General features: G+C 47.6%; 15 protein-coding genes. 4 read left to right on the top strand and 11 right to left on the bottom strand.

Translation table 11 applies throughout. The features are described from left to right. The first annotated feature begins 34 nt into the window (after window positions 1–34). The gene (locus ACZ07B_RS16325) at window positions 35–1,237 is read left to right on the top strand and encodes an MFS transporter (RefSeq protein WP_464877437.1); all 1,203 of its coding nucleotides are present in this window, start codon (window positions 35–37) and stop codon (window positions 1,235–1,237) included. On the opposite strand, the gene ACZ07B_RS16330 is transcribed toward ACZ07B_RS16325, so the two are convergent. The 6 genes from ACZ07B_RS16330 to sigY are packed head-to-tail and all read right to left on the bottom strand — an operon-like array spanning window position 1,234 to window position 4,138. Beyond that, a complete protein-coding gene (locus ACZ07B_RS16330; RefSeq protein WP_464877438.1) occupies window positions 1,234–2,010 on the bottom strand; it encodes an ABC transporter permease in 777 nt (258 codons plus the stop codon). The two genes, ACZ07B_RS16325 and ACZ07B_RS16330, sit on opposite strands and share 4 nt — an antisense overlap. Next, window positions 2,007–2,894 carry an ABC transporter ATP-binding protein gene (locus ACZ07B_RS16335; RefSeq protein ID WP_212128856.1) on the bottom strand — a complete coding sequence of 296 codons (888 nt, stop codon included), beginning with the start codon at window positions 2,892–2,894 and terminating at the stop codon, window positions 2,007–2,009. Before ACZ07B_RS16335 ends, ACZ07B_RS16330 begins: the two co-directional genes overlap by 4 nt. A gap of 6 nt (window positions 2,895–2,900) precedes the next feature. Beyond that, the gene (gene yxlE, locus ACZ07B_RS16340) at window positions 2,901–3,089 is read right to left on the bottom strand and encodes a sigma Y negative regulator YxlE (RefSeq protein ID WP_003227293.1); all 189 of its coding nucleotides are present in this window, start codon (window positions 3,087–3,089) and stop codon (window positions 2,901–2,903) included. Further along, complete coding sequence (yxlD, locus tag ACZ07B_RS16345; RefSeq protein ID WP_114523601.1) at window positions 3,086–3,292, bottom strand: sigma Y negative regulator YxlD; 207 nt, start codon at window positions 3,290–3,292, stop codon at window positions 3,086–3,088. The genes yxlE and yxlD overlap by 4 nt, the downstream gene beginning before the upstream one ends. Next, window positions 3,289–3,609: a YxlC family protein gene (locus ACZ07B_RS16350; RefSeq protein ID WP_015714946.1), complete on the bottom strand. Its 321-nt coding sequence runs from the start codon at window positions 3,607–3,609 to the stop codon at window positions 3,289–3,291. The genes yxlD and ACZ07B_RS16350 overlap by 4 nt, the downstream gene beginning before the upstream one ends. Then, window positions 3,602–4,138 (bottom strand): RNA polymerase sigma factor SigY, encoded by a 537-nt coding sequence (sigY, locus tag ACZ07B_RS16355; RefSeq protein WP_015250905.1) that lies wholly within the window; start codon window positions 4,136–4,138, stop codon window positions 3,602–3,604. Before sigY ends, ACZ07B_RS16350 begins: the two co-directional genes overlap by 8 nt. Window positions 4,139–4,349: 211 nt before the next feature. Between sigY and ACZ07B_RS16360 the strand changes: the two genes are divergently transcribed. Beyond that, entirely contained in the window at window positions 4,350–5,723 is a 1,374-nt protein-coding gene (locus ACZ07B_RS16360) for a cytosine permease (RefSeq protein WP_003244111.1), read from the top strand. A gap of 14 nt (window positions 5,724–5,737) precedes the next feature. Here ACZ07B_RS16360 and ACZ07B_RS16365 read toward each other — a convergent pair whose 3' ends face one another. From ACZ07B_RS16365 to cydA, 5 genes are all read right to left on the bottom strand, one after another. After that, complete coding sequence (locus ACZ07B_RS16365) at window positions 5,738–6,568, bottom strand: NAD(P)H-hydrate dehydratase (protein ID WP_024573404.1); 831 nt, start codon at window positions 6,566–6,568, stop codon at window positions 5,738–5,740. 85 nt (window positions 6,569–6,653) lie between these two features. After that, window positions 6,654–8,381 (bottom strand): thiol reductant ABC exporter subunit CydC, encoded by a 1,728-nt coding sequence (cydC, locus tag ACZ07B_RS16370; protein ID WP_464877439.1) that lies wholly within the window; start codon window positions 8,379–8,381, stop codon window positions 6,654–6,656. Further along, window positions 8,378–10,081 carry a thiol reductant ABC exporter subunit CydD gene (gene cydD, locus ACZ07B_RS16375; RefSeq protein ID WP_217019991.1) on the bottom strand — a complete coding sequence of 568 codons (1,704 nt, stop codon included), beginning with the start codon at window positions 10,079–10,081 and terminating at the stop codon, window positions 8,378–8,380. The genes cydC and cydD overlap by 4 nt, the downstream gene beginning before the upstream one ends. Continuing rightward, the gene (gene cydB, locus ACZ07B_RS16380) at window positions 10,081–11,097 is read right to left on the bottom strand and encodes a cytochrome d ubiquinol oxidase subunit II (protein ID WP_217019990.1); all 1,017 of its coding nucleotides are present in this window, start codon (window positions 11,095–11,097) and stop codon (window positions 10,081–10,083) included. The genes cydD and cydB overlap by 1 nt, the downstream gene beginning before the upstream one ends. Next, entirely contained in the window at window positions 11,081–12,487 is a 1,407-nt protein-coding gene (cydA, locus tag ACZ07B_RS16385) for a cytochrome ubiquinol oxidase subunit I (RefSeq protein WP_217019988.1), read from the bottom strand. The genes cydB and cydA overlap by 17 nt, the downstream gene beginning before the upstream one ends. A 554-nt stretch (window positions 12,488–13,041) precedes the next feature. Here cydA and cimH point away from each other — a divergent pair. Next, a complete protein-coding gene (cimH, locus tag ACZ07B_RS16390; RefSeq protein ID WP_003227271.1) occupies window positions 13,042–14,394 on the top strand; it encodes a citrate/malate transporter CimH in 1,353 nt (450 codons plus the stop codon). A gap of 121 nt (window positions 14,395–14,515) precedes the next feature. Then, entirely contained in the window at window positions 14,516–16,204 is a 1,689-nt protein-coding gene (locus ACZ07B_RS16395; protein WP_217019986.1) for a M56 family metallopeptidase, read from the top strand. The last annotated feature ends 56 nt before the right edge of the window (window positions 16,205–16,260 follow it).

Consider the following 16,260-nt stretch of genomic DNA (forward strand, 5'->3'; position numbering starts at 1 on the left):
TGTTGTACTGGAAGGAAAGGGGTGGAGAGATACGATGGAATTACAGCAGGACTTGATTCCTCAGAAAAAAACAATCGGCGCCTTAGATCACGCCGTTTTTTTATGCATGGTATTTTGTTTCTGGTTTTCAGGCTATATTTACGTTCCTGTATTCAGCCTGTATTTGGAGGATCTGCACTTTTCATATGGCGCAATCGGCATCATTCTCGGCAGCTACGGGGTCACGCAAATCCTTCTGCGATTCCCGCTCGGCCTTTTGTCAGACATCCTGTTTTCCTTGCGCAAGCAATTGTTAATTGCCGGGTTCGGCTTTTCCGTCTTCAGCAGCCTGCTTTTTCTGATGTTTGATTCTTTCTTCTTCGTGCTGGCCGCCCGGCTGTTCGCGGGAATCACTGCTTCTATGTGGGTGATGGCGACCATTTTATACGCACATTATTTCAACAATGGCAATGCATCAAAAGCAATGGGCATCATGCAGTTTTTTACCGTCATGCCTCAGTTTGCCAGCATTGTGTTCTGCGGGCTCGCCGCAGCCCATTTAGGGAGGCAGGTTCCTTTTTGGATGGCGCTGTCAGCTTCTGCCGCAGGTCTGGTGATCTGCTGCTTTATTAAGGATCCGTCTGCTCCTCCCGCAAACCGTGACACCATTCGTGTCAATCAGTACATCAAAGATACATTGCGGCTGCCAAAGCTGAAGCTTTTCACCATCCTGTCTATGACGGCCCATGCCGTATTATTTATGACAGTGTTTGGTTTTACGCCGCTTTACATGGATCAGCTCGGAATGGGCGACGCGGAGCTGCTTTGGGTGATGAGCGCCTTTTTCCTCCCACACGCAGCCGCCACATTAAGCTTTGTGTTTCTGCGCTTTACAAGCCTTATCGCTTACTCCGTGATGCTCATTAGTTTCGCTGTCACCGGGGTCTGTTTGCTATATGTTCCTTTTTCAGCTGCATTGTTCACGGTTTGCATCACACACGCCTGTATCGGACTGGCGCTCGGCTTCGTTTTTCCTCTGCTGCTAAGCCATGTCGTCGAAATCAGTTCTGCCCGATTAAAAATGTCAGTGATGGGGTTTTATCAATCATTTTATGCGCTAGGCATCTTCCTCGGTCCCCTTCTTGCCGGAAAAATCGCACAGCTTGTCGGGCTTGCGGGAGTTTTTTATGGAGCCGGGTCTCTGGCATTTGCCGCCTTTTTTGTGATGCTCGCGCAAAAACGTAACATGATCAATTAATAGCTTTCATACTGCTGGAAGCGCCACACAGAAAACACGGCCAGAAGCATGATGCACAGAATGGAGAAAGTGAGTGACCATCCGAAAAAATCTGCCCGCTCTCCATGAAGAAGGATATGCTCCGCCTGCTTGCAAATCTCAGCCGGAAGCCACTTCGCACCATCTGGAAATAATGAAACAGCAAAGGAAACGGCTGCTGTGAGCCCGATCCCGCAAGCCGCAGCTGCTCCGACAGACCGGAATATCGTACTTCCGGCAAGGCCGGCGGTCACAATAAATATCACCCAAAGCGCGTAAAGGCCAAGGCTTGCGGCAAAGCGGCTGAATGATGCGTCCTCAAACAGCAGCCGGACGTAATAGTAAGCAAGCCCGTATCCAGCTGCAAACGACATAATGCCGATCACGCTTTGGATGAGCCATTTACTCACGATATAATGGGCTGCCGTCACAGGCCGCGACATAATCAGCGCTGTTACCCCTTGATTTCTTTCATTGGCTACACTGCCCATCACGCTAAAGATGACCAGAGCCATGCCAAGCGTGTTGAATTGAGAAAGCGTGCTGACCATCACTTCAGACCCGGAGGGCATCGTAAAAATGATTTTCATGCCGTCAGGAAGGTTCCCTCCATGTGCGATGATTTCCGGCATATAATAAATGGTCAGCGGCTGTGTCAGCCCGACGATCATCATCGCAATCGGCAGCCAAATCAGCTTGCCGCTTTTCCATCCTTCCAGCCACTCCTTCTGCAATAGCGCCATCATCACCTTCATGCGTGCACCACCTTTAGATAGACGTCTTCTAGAGACTCCGTTTTCTGTTCAAAGCGGGTGACGGTCAATCCCTTTCGGATACAGTCACTTAATAATGACCGGCCAGCGTGTATATCAGGCAGCTCGAAAACCGCTTGGGACGGATTCTTATAGACAATAGCTGAGACGTAAGGCTTCTCTTCAAGCCAACCTTCCAGCTTCTCTTTCACTGAAAGGGTAAAAACGTTCGTTTGCTGCTGTTGTTTCAGCTCCTGTAACTCGCCTTTCCATGAAATCTCACCGTTTTTCATAATCACCACTTGATCACACACCTGTTCTGCATCGTGCAAAACATGTGTAGAAAACAGAACGGCCATATGCTTTTTCAGTTCCCGCATCATGTCCAGCACCTCGAACCGTCCTGTCGGATCAAGTGCAGACACCGGTTCATCCAATATCAAAAACTTCGGTTTATGGAGCAGTGCCTGTGCCAGACCGAGTCTTTGTTTCATGCCTCCTGAATAGCCCCCGATCCTTTTGTGCTCCGCTTCGTGCAAACCCACAAATTCCAGCATCTCGCCGATTTCCTCTTGGCATTTTCTCTTCGAAAGGCCGGACAGTCTCCCCGCAAATGTCAAAAATTCATTTGCGGTCATCCAGGAATAAAAAGCTGGATACTGCGGGAGGTACCCAATCAAACGCCGATCCGGCTTTTTTTCTCCTAACAGCTTAATGTTTCCGGAGGTTGGCGAAAGCAGTCCGGCCAGCATTTGCAGAGTCGTGGTTTTGCCGGCTCCATTGGGACCTAATAGCGCAACACACTCGTTTTCATTCACGTGAAAACTGATATTCTTTACAGCTTCATGATGCCTGTACGATTTGCATAATGATTCAATAGACAGCATATCGGCTTACCTTTGCTTTCTGCCGACGGTAAAAAACAAAATCGGCCCGATAATATTGATACATACAATAATTGCAGCCCACATCCACTTTGGCCCGTTTGTCCGCTCTTCTTTTATACAGCTGATAAGGGCAAACACCGCCAAAGCCAGCTGTAATACAATCAGCGGCAAAATCATTTCCCAAGAAATATTCATTGCTTGATCCCCCTTTTCTTCCGATCCGGCCTAATGACAAAAAAGTAATAACAAATCAGAGGCATCGGTGCTTGAATCAATCCGACAATCCCCCAAACCCATGCCATGCGATTACGTTTTTTCGCATCAATAAATAAAAAGATTCCCTGCGCCAATACGATGAGACAAGCCGCAACCGTTATGACAATTTCTGTTTGTGTCATCCGCGTTTCACCTCGCATTCGCCGAGATGCCTTTTTTTCTCAGCCGCAATCAAAATCGGCAGCACCGCAAGCACACAAACCTGAAGCACAATAAACACAGCAGGAACTTGAGTGAAAGCTAAGATTGCAGCACTCACAACCATCAGCGCGCAGAATACAAATAAAATGATCTCTTGAAGAAGTTTTTTTCTGTATTCAGCTTTCATTTGTGACAGCTGGTGAAGCAGTTCTTTTTGATTCGGTATAGAGGGATTGGCTGTTTGATCAATTTTTTTCCATTCTGACTTTAAATGATCAGAAAGCTTTTCTTTATTCATCATCCCACTCCTTTCTGATTTGCTGGAGCCCTTTATGAACTCTGGACTTTACAGTGCCTTCTTTGATTTGAAGCATCACCCCGATTTCAGCGTAGGTATAGCCGTAGTAATGCCTTAATAAAACCGGTGTGCGCAGTTTAGGGTCCAGCTTTGAAAACAGATCGAGCGTTTCGCTCCACTCTGCCCCTTTCGCCGACACGTCCCACTTGATCTTGCGGATTGTTTCCTCCGTAACTGTCTGATTCCGTTTCCATTCTCTCTTTCTCTTTTTCTGGTGATCGAGATAGAGCCGCGATGCAATGGAGATCAGCCATGTGGAGAATTTTGAACGGCCCTGAAAGCTTCTTAAATGGATGTACCCTTTCAGAAAGGTTTCCTGAACAAGTTCCTCGCTGAGATCGGGGTGAAGGGAAAGCTTTAACAAGTATTTATATAAGAAAGAATAGTGATAGTGGAAAAGGGCTGTAAACGCCTCGTCGTTTCCCTCTTTCGCCTGCTGGATCAGCCGCTGTTCTTCATGTGTATCCAATGACCGTGATCCCCCCTTTTTTGTTTTTCTGCCTTATGAGACGACACCGGATTCAAAAGCGTTCATCTTTTTTACAATTCTTTTCAGCCATTGACAGATCAGGCTTCCCGGCCGTTTGGCTGCATATCCTTATTTGTAAACCCCCTTATAGTCTGTTAAGCTATGACTTTATGTCGATTTCAAAAAAACATCCAATATGGAGGACGATGCATTGAAAGTAGAAAGGCGAACGATTGAATATATTCCGAATGAAGAAAGACATGGTAAAGCGAAAGATTTATTTCCCGTATGGTTCGGGGCTAATATGCATATCACCACGTTAGTGACCGGCACGATTCCCGTTGCAATGGGACTTAATCTGTTTTGGAGTGTTGCCGCTATTATTTGCGGAACCTTAATCGGTGCCATATTTATGGCGTCTCATTCCGCGCAAGGCCCTCAGCTAGGCATCCCGCAAATGATTCAAAGCCGTGCCCAATTCGGCGTAATCGGAGCGATTCTTCCCCTCTTCTTAGTCATGTTTATCTACCTTGGTTTCTTCGCAAGCAGCACGATTCTGGCGGCCGGAACCTTAAGCAGCTTTGTTCCCATCCCGGGATCATGGAGCATTATAGGCTTAAGCGCCGTATGTTTTTTACTCACCATTTTCGGCCATGATTTGATTCATAAAATGCAAAAAATCCTTTCTTGGACCTCTTTTGCTGTATTTTTTGCTGCAACGATTCTCATTTTTCAATTGCCGATTCCGGCAGGCAGCTGGATTCCCGGAGCGATTGATCTGCCAATTTTCTTGGTGGCAGTCAGCGCAGTTGCGACGTGGCAGCTTGCCTACGCGCCGTATGTTGCCGATTATTCAAGATATCTGCCAGTTAAAACACCGGCTTCAAAAACATTTTGGTACAGCTATGCAGGTACATCTGTCAGCTCCATCTGGATGATGCTGCTCGGCGCATTGCTGACAACCTCACTTCCTGACTTTACGGCAAACTCAGGCAGCCAGATTGTCCAATTGTTCGGTCCCTTCTCGTTTATTATGCTGATCATTGTGTTATTTGGGCAAATGGCAATCAATGTTTTTAACCTGTATGGGGCCTTCATGTCCACGACAACAACGCTGGAGCCGTTTCTGAAATTAAAAGTCACGCCCAAAGTCAGAATCATCATGATCCTGGGTGTCACGCTTGTCGGCACAGTCTTAAGCCTACTGGGACAGAGCAATTTTATGGAGCTGTTTTTGAATTTTATCTTTTTCATCAGTTATTTCTTAATTCCGTGGACGGCAATCAATTTAGTCGATTACTACTTCGTTCGCCACGGAAAGTATCAAGTCAAAGCCATGTTCGACGTAAACGGGCCTTATGGAAAGGTCAATTGGATCACCACAATTGCGTTCGTTCTGTCTATCTTGCTGGAAATTCCGTTTATCAACACAAGCTTTTACATCGGACCGCTTGCCAAAATGTTTGGCGGCGGAGACATCGCATGGATTATCGGCTTGGCCGTGCCTTCTGTGCTTTACTATGTATTAATGAAACCGCGTCTGAAAAAACGGGCGGGGTATCAAGAAAAGCTGTCTTCTCTCTGAAGACAGCTTTTTTATCATTCAAATCGTTTCCACACGCGGGGCAGGATGTCAGATAGCTCATGAGCGAGCAACGTATGAGCGGAGTGCTCGTCCGTCCAGAGCTCGGCGCACGCACCATGCAAATAGACCGCGTTTAATATGGCGTGCTTTGGATCTTCATGGCAGCAGAGCATCCCCAATATCATGCCCGTCAGCGTGTCACCGGTTCCGCCCTTGGCGAGCGCCCCGTTTCCGGTTGGATTGAGCCAGCAGTCTCCATCAGGAAACGCGATGACGGTTTGGTTTCCTTTTAACACAATGACAGTCTGCAGCTGAGCCGCCCATTCCTTTGCATATTCCGCTCTTTTTTTCTGCAATTCGTTCACGGGCACCCCTGTCATTCGGAAAAACTCGCCCGGGTGCGGCGTGAGGATGACGGGGGCCTCCCGTTTCGGATATGTGCGCTTCGCCAGCGCTCCGGCATCCAAAATAACAGGACAATCAGCCGCAAGCACATGATCGACTGCCTGCTGTACGCTTTCCGTTTGCGGAAGGCCCGGTCCGATGGCAATGGCCCGGTACGTCTCTTCAAGCTGAGCATCCGCCGCCTTTTTCCAGCCGTCACGCCAATAGGTCGCCTCGGGCAAAACAGGAACAATTAGCGGGATTACGCTTTCTGATGTACCGATGACAAGCTTGCCGAGACCGCTCCGCATGGCCCCAAGCCCTGCAAGCAGCGCTGCCCCCGGCATGTCGTCACTTCCAGCCAGCAGCAAAGCCGTACCGTACGTGCCTTTATGGCTCTCCGCATCTCTTTCAGGAAGCGTGGCCCTTACATGCTCTTCCGTCCAATATGGAACATTCATCTCTATCCCTCCTCTGCTTTCTTTTCCTATTTTTCCTGTCCCTTTTCTTTTTCAAACAAAAAAGACAGCCTTTTAGGGCTGTCTTCTATTTTACAGGAACATCAAGGTGATACAGGCGGCTGTACCGTTCGTTTGCCGCCAGAAGCTCCTCATGGGTTCCTTCCATTTCTGTTTTGCCGTTTTCGAGAAATACGATTTTATCAGCCGCTTCCACTCCCGCGAGATGGTGGGTAATCCATAAAATCGTTTTTCCTTTCAGCACCTCAAACACCGTTTCCATCAATTCACGTTCGGTAATAGGATCGAGGCCGACTGTTGGCTCATCGAGGATGATGATCGGTGTATCCTGCAGCAAAATCCTCGCAAGTGCGATCCGCTGGCGCTCTCCACCGGAAAAACGGATGCCGGTTTCTTGTACAGAGGTATGATATCCATCAGGCAATGACTCAATGTAGTCATGCAGGTTGACCTGCTTTGCGGCGCGGCGCACATCCTCGTCGCTTGCTTCTCCGTTTCCGAGCCTGATGTTGTTCAAAATACTTGTATCAAACAGGTGCGGTTTTTGATTTAACACGGCCACCGCATCCGCAATCTGATCCTTTAACAGCGCTGTCTCCACTCCGTTTAACGTCACAGAACCGGAGTCCGGTTTCAAGGCGCCTTCTATTAATGCAAGCGATGTTGATTTCCCAGAGCCGCATCGGCCGAGCAGCGCCATTTTTTCTCCTTGGCGCAGCGTAAAGGAAAAGTTGTGCAGCACTTGGCTGCTGTTATCATAAGAAAACGTCACATCACGAAAGACCAAGGTGACATCTTGAAGATCGAGCATTTGATCCCCTGATTCAGTTTGTGACGCCTCCAGCTGAGGAGCCACCTTGTTCATGCGTCTGATAGAATCCTGATAGCCCGGCACTTCGCCTAAGGCATCCGAAAGCGGCAAAAAGGCTTCCGTCAACGGAAACACCACTAGCACAAAAGCGGCAATCATCGTTTTAGCGAGCTCGCCGTCCGCTTGCTGTCCCGCTGTCCAAAACAGCATCAGCAAAATAAGGCCGGCGACAAGGCATTGCGCAGCAAAGTCCCGCCATCTTGTAAAGCGTTGTTTTTTCCGTTCAAGCTCAAACCAATCATGTTCCTCTTTTTCATAAGCATCAATAAAAGCATGCCGGCGTCCGCTGAACATCCAGTCGCTGACACCCATCACAGCATCTGTCAGACGGCTGTACAGCACATTCCGTCCGCTTTTCAGCTTCGCATTCTTCGCTCTCGTCACGAGCAAAGACACAACCGGAAACAATACAACAAGAACAAACAAATACAGCGCAAGCAATATGGCAAACGGCCAAGAGAAGAAGCCGAGCGCTATCACTGACACAGCATACAGGAGCAAGGCTGAGATCGCAGGAAAAATCGTTTTTAAGAATGCATCCTGCAAATGCTCAATATCCTCAGACAAAATGCCGAGCATATCCCCCGTGCGAAAACGGGAACGCAGCATCAAAGCACCCGGCTCAAGCATATTGTAAAGGCGGACGCGCATGTCGGATACGATTTTCAAAATGATGTGATGCCCGACGAGCCGTTCCACATATCGCGACACAGACCGCGCAATCCCAAAGGTGCGCACAGCGACAATCGGCACATAAATGAGCAGAATGTTTTCCGGCCTTGTCGCCGCTTTAGAAATCAAAAAACCTGAGGTGAACATGAGAAAAGCAGCAGAAAAAATCGTCACCGCGCCCAAAAAGATAACCAGAACAAACAGGCGGGCATTTTGCTTGATATACGGCAAAATCCATTCTTCTTTCTTCATGCTCTTTCCCCCAGTTGTGCCTTCACGAGTTTGGTATACACACCGTTTTTCTCCAGCAGTTCATTGTGAGTCCCGATTTCCGCAACCCTGCCTCTGTCCAGCACGATAATTTCGTCCATATCGAGCATCCAGTGAAGGCGGTGAGTCGCGAGAAAGACGAGCTTATCCTCAAATAAATCCAGCATCGTTTCTTTTATTTCATATTCTGTTTCGATATCAAGATGGGCGGTCGGCTCATCCAGCAGCAGGATCGGACGGTTTCCCAAAAAGGCGCGGGCCAGCGCGACACGCTGTGCCTGGCCGCCGCTGAGCGCCCGGCCGCCTTCCCCGATCCGCCCCTCTAATCCTTCAGGAAGGCTATCCACCAGCTCCGCCAGTCCCGCCGCAGCAGCAGCACGGGCTGTATCCTCTGCCGAAGCGCTTGGATGGTAGAAGCGAATGTTGTTCCCAAGCTTGTCATCAAAAATGTACGGATGCTGAGGGATGTAAAGAAGGTTCTTCTGCCAGCTGCCGTCCTGCAAATGGGACCGGCTTGTACCATTAACCTCAATCATCCCGCCATCCGGCTCTAAAAATCCGCCGAGAATATCAATTAATGTTGATTTTCCGGCGCCGCTTGCACCGATAATGCCGATTTTTTTCTTGCCTTTGAATGAGAGATGAATATCAAACACCGAGCGGCCGACTGACACGCCTGACAGCTTCAGCTCATCCTGATCGGACCAAGCCTCAAGCTGAAGCGGCGTCTCTTCTTTAAAACCTGGCTGCGACAAAATCTCTTGAATGGTTTTTCCTGCTTCCTGGCCGTTCAGTGTTGCATGATAATCATTCCCCACTTCCCGCACCGGCAAAAAATACTCAGGCGCCAGAATAAGAGCCGTTAAAGCGGGGCCAAGCAAAATATCGCCGTCAATAAGGCGCAGGCCCAGAAATACTGCGACTGTCGCCACCGACAGCATCGTGAAAAAATCGAGGGCGAATGATGACAAAAACGCCACCCGGAGTGTGCTCATCGTTGCCTTGCGATACCGCTCACTCACATAGAAAATATTTTTGCTGTGTGACTTGCTCAAACCTAGGAAACGCAATGTCTCCAGCCCGCGAAGAGAATCAACAAAATGATTGGAAAGTCTCTGATAGGATTTCCACTGACGATCCGCTTTTCTCTGCGCGACAAGGCCGAGGAGAATCATAAAGATGATCAGAATCGGCATAGCAGCGACTAAAATGATGGCTGATGTCCGATCCTGAAAAAACACATAAATGACAACCGCCGCAGGCACAATCGCCATGCTGACCATTTTCGGCAGAAACAGCTCCAGGTAGCGGCGGAACTGGCTGATGCCTTCCATCGCCAGCGTCACCATTTGCCCCGTCCCCTCTTTCTTTGCAAAGCGGGGGCCTAATCGGAACAGCTGATCAAGAAAACTTTTTCTCAAATCTGCTCCTGTCCGGGCGGCGTATTGATAGACGATTTTCTGTCGCGCCACCGTCACCCCGTGCCGGGCGATAAAAGCGATGAGGAAAAAGCCGATCACCGGAAAAAGGGAGGTAATGCCCTTCCCGTTGAACAGTCCGGTTACAGCCTCACTCAGCCACTCTGCCTGCATAATAATGGCGGCTGTCTGAATCAGCGTTAAACAAGTAATCACGGTGAGAATCCGCTTCATTCCTTTATATCGAAACAGGTCTTTTCCCATTAATAAGTCATAGGCTCCTTATGGCTGACGCGCTTCCGGAAGACATAATAGCTCCATATCTGGCTGCCGATGACGAACGGCAATAGCGTTAATGCTGCAATTGACATGACTTTAAGCGAATAATCTCCGGAAGAAGCGTTAGCTACTGTTAAATCGTATGCGCTATGAAGCGAGCTGACCATTACGCGAGGGAATAGGGAAATAAAGATCATTCCCACGGTCAGCGCCAGACCAGCGCCTGTCATCCCAAATGTCCAGCCGTCTTTTTTCTTACGAATAAATACAGCCGCGAGCATAAAGCAGATGACAATCAAAACAGCGAGCGGAATGGTAATCTCGCCGCGGCGTGTAAACATGTCTGTCTGATACGCAGAAAGGGCCGCGAAGGCAAGAACCGCTACAAAAACAACACCCATTATCTTTTGCGCCATTTTCCGGGCGCGGTTTTGCAAATCACCAATCGTACGCAGCGTGATAAACATTAATCCATGCTGGAAGCAAAGAAGTGTTACCGTCACACCGCCAAGTATAGAATATACATTGATATAATCAGATACATGTGCGCGAATGTTCATGTCGGCATCAATCGGCATCCCGCGGAATAATGTCGTGAACAGCACACCAAGCACAAACGGAGGAATCAGACTGCCGAAGAAAACGACCCAGTCCCAAACCTTTACCCATTTTAAATGATCCACCTTGCCGCGGAACTCAAACGCGACCCCGCGGCCCATTAACGCAAGCAGCACTATGACAAACGGAATGTAATAACCGCTCAGCATCGTTGCATACCAGTTTGGGAATGCCGCGAAAATGGCGCCTGCGCCAGTCAAAAGCCACACTTCATTCGCGTCCCAGAACGGCCCGATCGTGTTGATCAGCACTCTGCGTTCTAATTCATTATGGCCAAGAAAACGGGTCGCCATGCCGACCCCGAAATCAAAGCCTTCCAAAAAGAAGAAACCTACAAACAATACGGCAACGAGTATAAACCAAAGATCATGAAGAGATGCCATGGTATACCTCCTGACTAAATGGATCTGTTGATACAGGAACATCATGATGATCACTATGCTCCGCACCTTTTTTAATCTCACGGATAAACAAGAAGACAAGCAGTGCACCAAGAATCATGTACATCACACCGAATGCGATGATTGAGAATAACAAGGAGCCCGCTGTTACGTTAGGTGACACAGATTGAGCGGTTGTCATTAACCCCATAACCGTCCAAGGCTGACGTCCGATTTCTGTCATAATCCAGCCCGCGGAGTTCGCAAGAAACGGGAAGGAAATCAACGCGATCATGATGCGCAAATACCATTTGCTGTTTTCAAGCTTTTTGCGGCGGTCTAACCAAAGGCCGCCTAACGCAGCAAGAATCATGACAACACCTGCTCCTACCATGATGCGGAAGCTCCAGAATGTCGTTTTCACTGGCGGAATGTAGTCGCCTTTTCCGTATATTTTTTCGTACTCAGCCTGAAGGGTTTTCATCCCTTTGACACTTCCGCTGAATTTCTGATAAGCCAAGTAGCTCAAGGCATAAGGAACTTTGATTTCATTTGAGCTTTTTTCATTTTTTGTATCGATCGTCGCAAAAGCGGTCCAAGCAGCAGGGTCACCGCTGTCTTCCCATAGACCTTCACTGGCAGCCATTTTCATCGGCTGTGATTCCATCAAGTGCTCAGCCTGCATGTGTCCGCTAAGGCCGACGCCAAGACCTGCACAAAGGCCGACGATCATTGCGAGTTTAAAAGATTGCTTAAAGAACGGCACTTCTTTTTTCTTCAGCAGTTTAAAAGCACTCACTCCGGCAATAAAGAAAGCTCCAGTGGCAAGCGCACCAAAAATAACGTGCGGGAATTCAACCCAAAGCTGAGGGTTTGTAATCAACGCGCCAAAATCATTCATTTCCGCGCGGCCGTTTTTGATCGTAAAACCGACCGGCTCCTGCATAAAGGAGTTTGCTGTTAAAATCCAGAAAGATGACATGATCGTTCCGAATGATACGAGCCATATGCAGAGAGCGTGAATTTTCTTCGGCAGGCGGTCCCAGCCAAAAATCCATAATCCGATAAAAATAGATTCCATGAAAAACGCCAATAATGCTTCAATCGCAAGGGGAGCGCCAAATACATCTCCGACAAAACGGGAGTAATCAGACCAGTTCAGTCCAAACTGGAATTCTTGCAAAATCCCCGTTACAACACCGACTGCGAAATTTATTAAGAATAAGTGTCCCCAAAACTTTGCCATTTTGAGATACAGCTCATTTTTCTTTACAAGATAAAGAGTCTCCATCAACGCAACCATAAACACAAGCCCGATAGACATCGGCACAAACAAGAAGTGAAACAACGTTGTTGATGCAAATTGTATGCGGGCTAATACCAATTCACTCATGCTTTCTCCTCCATTTCCGGTTAAAACTGTTAATTTGCTCACTACTTCACAAATAGAACCGAGACTTTGATCAGTAATTCACAAAATAGACGAAAAAAATATTGTTCAATATTTCACAAATGTGTCAAAAAGTCGGCCAATATGATGCAAGATTGCCAGACTGACCAAATGACACAATCTCTGACTGGTTCATATTAAGTACTTTACAACGATTCATTTCAAAAATAAAGCCTAAAATACCTAAAAAGTCCCGCACTATGTGACGGATTTTTGTCTATTTTGTTGCTTATTTATGTCGGCTGCTAGGATAAATGACCCTTTATTATCGTACATCAACACATCGTTCCTTGCGAACAAAATGCTTGCCCTGCACCAGCACTCGTTTCTCCGCACTCCGTCATAAACAGATTTTAGGCAGGATGCCTCTTTTCATTTGAACCGGCAAGTGGAGAAAAGTTGAATAGTAAATTTTTAATATATTAATAATTTCAATTTTTTAGTATACTTAACATAGTGAACAATTTCACTGCATCAAGAATAGGGGAGGTTTTTCAATGGGAGAGCTTCAAACACACATGCAATTGCAAACGGATACAATTCACGAAGGGGTTCGAAAAGAGAATTGGTTTGCGAAAGCCATGAATATAAAAGTAGGCATCATACCGCTTCCTGTGTATGCCTTGCTGTTTATATTAATCACTGTTTTTGTTATGCATCACGATGTAAAAAGTGACATTTTGACATCCATTGCCGTCATGGCGTTTTTCGGATTTACCTTTGCCCAAATCGGCAAATCGATACCGATTGTTCGTTCTATCGGCGGTCCGGCCATCCTAGCTACTTTTATTCCGTCCGCTGTCGTGTACTATCACCTGCTGCCTAATGATATCGTCAAATCCACCACAGAATTTACAGAAAACTCAAACTTTCTATATTTGTTTATCGCCGGTATTGTCGTCGGAAGCATTCTCGGCATGAAAAGAGAAACACTCGTAAAAGCATTCATGAAAATCTTTATTCCGCTTATTGTCGGTTCTGTCACAGCCGCTATTGTCGGACTGGCTGTCGGGACATTGCTCGGACTCGGATTTCAGCATACCCTGCTGTACATTGTCATTCCGATCATGGCTGGAGGAGTCGGAGAAGGCGCTATCCCGCTGTCCATCGGATATTCTGACATCATGCCCATTTCTCAAGGGGAAGCGTTTGCACTTGTTCTGCCATCGATTATGCTGGGCAGCTTGTGCGCGATTATTCTAGCGGGATTGCTGAACCGAATCGGAAAGAAAAAACCGGAATGGACAGGCAACGGCAAAGTGGACCGCTCCGAAGAAGAGTCCCCTGCGCTGGAGGAATCACAAAGCGGACAGCAAATGTTCAACCTTTCTTTATTTGCGTCAGGCGGTATCCTTGCTGTTTCTTTATACTTAGTCGGCATGCTCGCTCACGATTTTTTCGGTTTTCCGGCACCCGTTGCCATGCTGTTACTGGCTGTTCTAATCAAGCTGTTCAGATTGGTGCCTGCCTCAATTGAAAATGGCGCGTTTGGAGTGTCCCGCTTTTTTTCAACAGCTGTGACCTACCCGCTTCTCTTTGCGATTGGGGTATCCATGACGCCGTGGGACAAGCTTGTCGCCGCTTTTAACCTCAGCAATATTATTACGATTCTGTCTGTCGTTGTGACCATGATGGCCGTTGGCTTCTTCACTGGAAAATGGCTGAACATGTATCCGATTGAAACCGCCATTATCAATGCGTGCCATTCTGGACAAGGCGGTACGGGTGACGTTGCCATTTTAAGCGCCGCTGAAAGGCTTGAGTTGATGCCGTTCGCCCAGGTATCTACCCGCATCGGGGGAGCGATCACAGTATCCTTAACCTTATTGCTGCTGCACCAGTTTTATTGATCCCCGCAAGCAAGTTCTTCGTCAAACGAAAGAGCTTGCTTTTTTGCATGTCCATGTTTTTGCAAGTTCCCGCCTCATGCTATAGTAATAGTTGGAAATACTAGATAGAAAGGAATATGGCATGCCTATGGGAACTCATCTATTTCTCTTTATGCTTCTCGGGCTGGGATTTTATTTGATATCAGCCCTGGCAGCAAAACTCATTCCGGCCGTAGACTTCTGGATTGATATTGTGCTTTGGGTCGGCGCTGCAGTTTATATCTTCTCTCATCTCTCATTCATGGACGGCATTGTCTCAATCGCGACAATGTTCTTCTGCTATTGGACTGCAATGGATCTCATTGTTTCAGAGCGTGCGGAAAAACCTTCGGGAGACTGGCAGGAAATCGAGCTTGCCAAAAACAAAACACGCCTCCTGTCAGACATTACGCTGACCGCCATTGTGTTTGCAGGGGCTGTCATTTTTTTCATCTATGGACCTGACACAAGCCCTCTCAAATATGTGATCCTTCTCGGCATGATCTCCGGCGGAGGGGCACTGGTGAAGCGTATACTGAATGTTTTCAGCGTAAAGGTTTTTTATTCAGCTGCCTTAGAAAAATTGCATATCAGCTCACACTATGAAACCCGTACATACCCGCTTTCCGATTTGAAGGACATTCAGCTTGAATCAACAGCAGATCTCTTAAAGCTCCATCCGCTTCTGACGATGTATTCATCCCGTTTAGATTTGACAACAAGCTTTCAGCAAGTCATTAAACTGTCTCTTCCCGGCGAAACACTGTTTCTGACGGTGAAGGAACCGCAAAAATGGAAAACAATTCTCCAGGAATACACAGATGCAGAAAACAATGTGGACAATGTGATTTCTGTTTTGCCGTTTTATCATAGAAAAAATGTGAAGCGGCTGCTCGGGAAGCTTTATTTTGCCGCCAGCGTAAAAGGGGTATCCGCTTACGCCTTATTGGTGCTCGCGTTATACGCATTACACGCCTCTCCATGGGTCATGGCTGTTGCCGTAATCCTGTATTGGGTATTCAACATGTATATGTCAGACCGTGTGTTGCGGGCGGCAATGGACGCCAAGCCTTGTCATCATCCGCATGTACAGGCAGCGGCCGATAAGATTTTCCGATCGGCCGGCATTTCCCATGTCCGCATATACGAAACGGAGAGTGATGATTACAACGGAATGGCAGTAGGCATGAATGTCGGGAGGTCAATGGTCATCCTGACAAGCGCCACACTAACACTTCCACAGCGTGTCATCGAAGGCATTCTGGCCCATGAGGCAATTCATATCAAAAAACGTGACGTTCTGTCATCACAGCTTTTGCGTTTTCTATTTCTTGGAGCTGTCGTTGGGATTTTCCTCTTGTTTGAGCAGCATATCACCCACCCCGAGGCCCACAAAATTGCGCTTTGGGCTTTCATTATGGCAATCATTATCCTGTTCCAGCTCTATCAATCCTTTTGTTCACAATGGATGGAGGTGCGTGCTGACAACCTTGGCGCATCATTGCTGGGGGGCGGTTACAAACAAATGGCTGAAGCCTTGAGAATCTTGGCGGTTCGGCAGGATGAGGACATACAGAAACAAAGTGCCTACAGCTCTGAAGCAGGTGAAGACGAGCTTCAAATTGATTCTCTCACCCGTGATAAAAGCTGGTTTTTCAGATTGATTGATTTTCAGTTCGCTCCTCATCCCCCTATGTATTGGCGTGTCGGCACTTTATTGTCAAACAAAGGACATGGGGTGCTGAAGCGCTGGCTCAGAGACCGCCTGAAAGAATCGATCACTTTGAAATGAAACCGGTCAGCGTTTCATCCGTATAACAGATATGGTGAAAAAAGGGAGTGACGCGA

It is taken from the genome of Bacillus sp. 9.4, assembly GCF_055486415.1.

What these genes read in the sequence shown, in the direction of transcription:
- ACZ07B_RS16325 (WP_464877437.1), top strand. Translation starts at nt 35, where the DNA reads ATGGAATTACAGCAGGACTTGATTCCTCAGAAAAAAACAATCGGCGCC.
- ACZ07B_RS16330 (WP_464877438.1), bottom strand. Translation starts at nt 2,010, where the DNA reads ATGAAGGTGATGATGGCGCTATTGCAGAAGGAGTGGCTGGAAGGATGG.
- ACZ07B_RS16335 (WP_212128856.1), bottom strand. Translation starts at nt 2,894, where the DNA reads ATGCTGTCTATTGAATCATTATGCAAATCGTACAGGCATCATGAAGCT.
- yxlE (WP_003227293.1), bottom strand. Translation starts at nt 3,089, where the DNA reads ATGAATATTTCTTGGGAAATGATTTTGCCGCTGATTGTATTACAGCTG.
- yxlD (WP_114523601.1), bottom strand. Translation starts at nt 3,292, where the DNA reads ATGACACAAACAGAAATTGTCATAACGGTTGCGGCTTGTCTCATCGTA.
- ACZ07B_RS16350 (WP_015714946.1), bottom strand. Translation starts at nt 3,609, where the DNA reads ATGAATAAAGAAAAGCTTTCTGATCATTTAAAGTCAGAATGGAAAAAA.
- ACZ07B_RS16365 (WP_024573404.1), bottom strand. Translation starts at nt 6,568, where the DNA reads ATGAATGTTCCATATTGGACGGAAGAGCATGTAAGGGCCACGCTTCCT.
- cydC (WP_464877439.1), bottom strand. Translation starts at nt 8,381, where the DNA reads ATGAAGAAAGAAGAATGGATTTTGCCGTATATCAAGCAAAATGCCCGC.
- cydD (WP_217019991.1), bottom strand. Translation starts at nt 10,081, where the DNA reads ATGGGAAAAGACCTGTTTCGATATAAAGGAATGAAGCGGATTCTCACC.
- cydB (WP_217019990.1), bottom strand. Translation starts at nt 11,097, where the DNA reads ATGGCATCTCTTCATGATCTTTGGTTTATACTCGTTGCCGTATTGTTT.
- cydA (WP_217019988.1), bottom strand. Translation starts at nt 12,487, where the DNA reads ATGAGTGAATTGGTATTAGCCCGCATACAATTTGCATCAACAACGTTG.
- cimH (WP_003227271.1), top strand. Translation starts at nt 13,042, where the DNA reads ATGGGAGAGCTTCAAACACACATGCAATTGCAAACGGATACAATTCAC.
- ACZ07B_RS16395 (WP_217019986.1), top strand. Translation starts at nt 14,516, where the DNA reads ATGCCTATGGGAACTCATCTATTTCTCTTTATGCTTCTCGGGCTGGGA.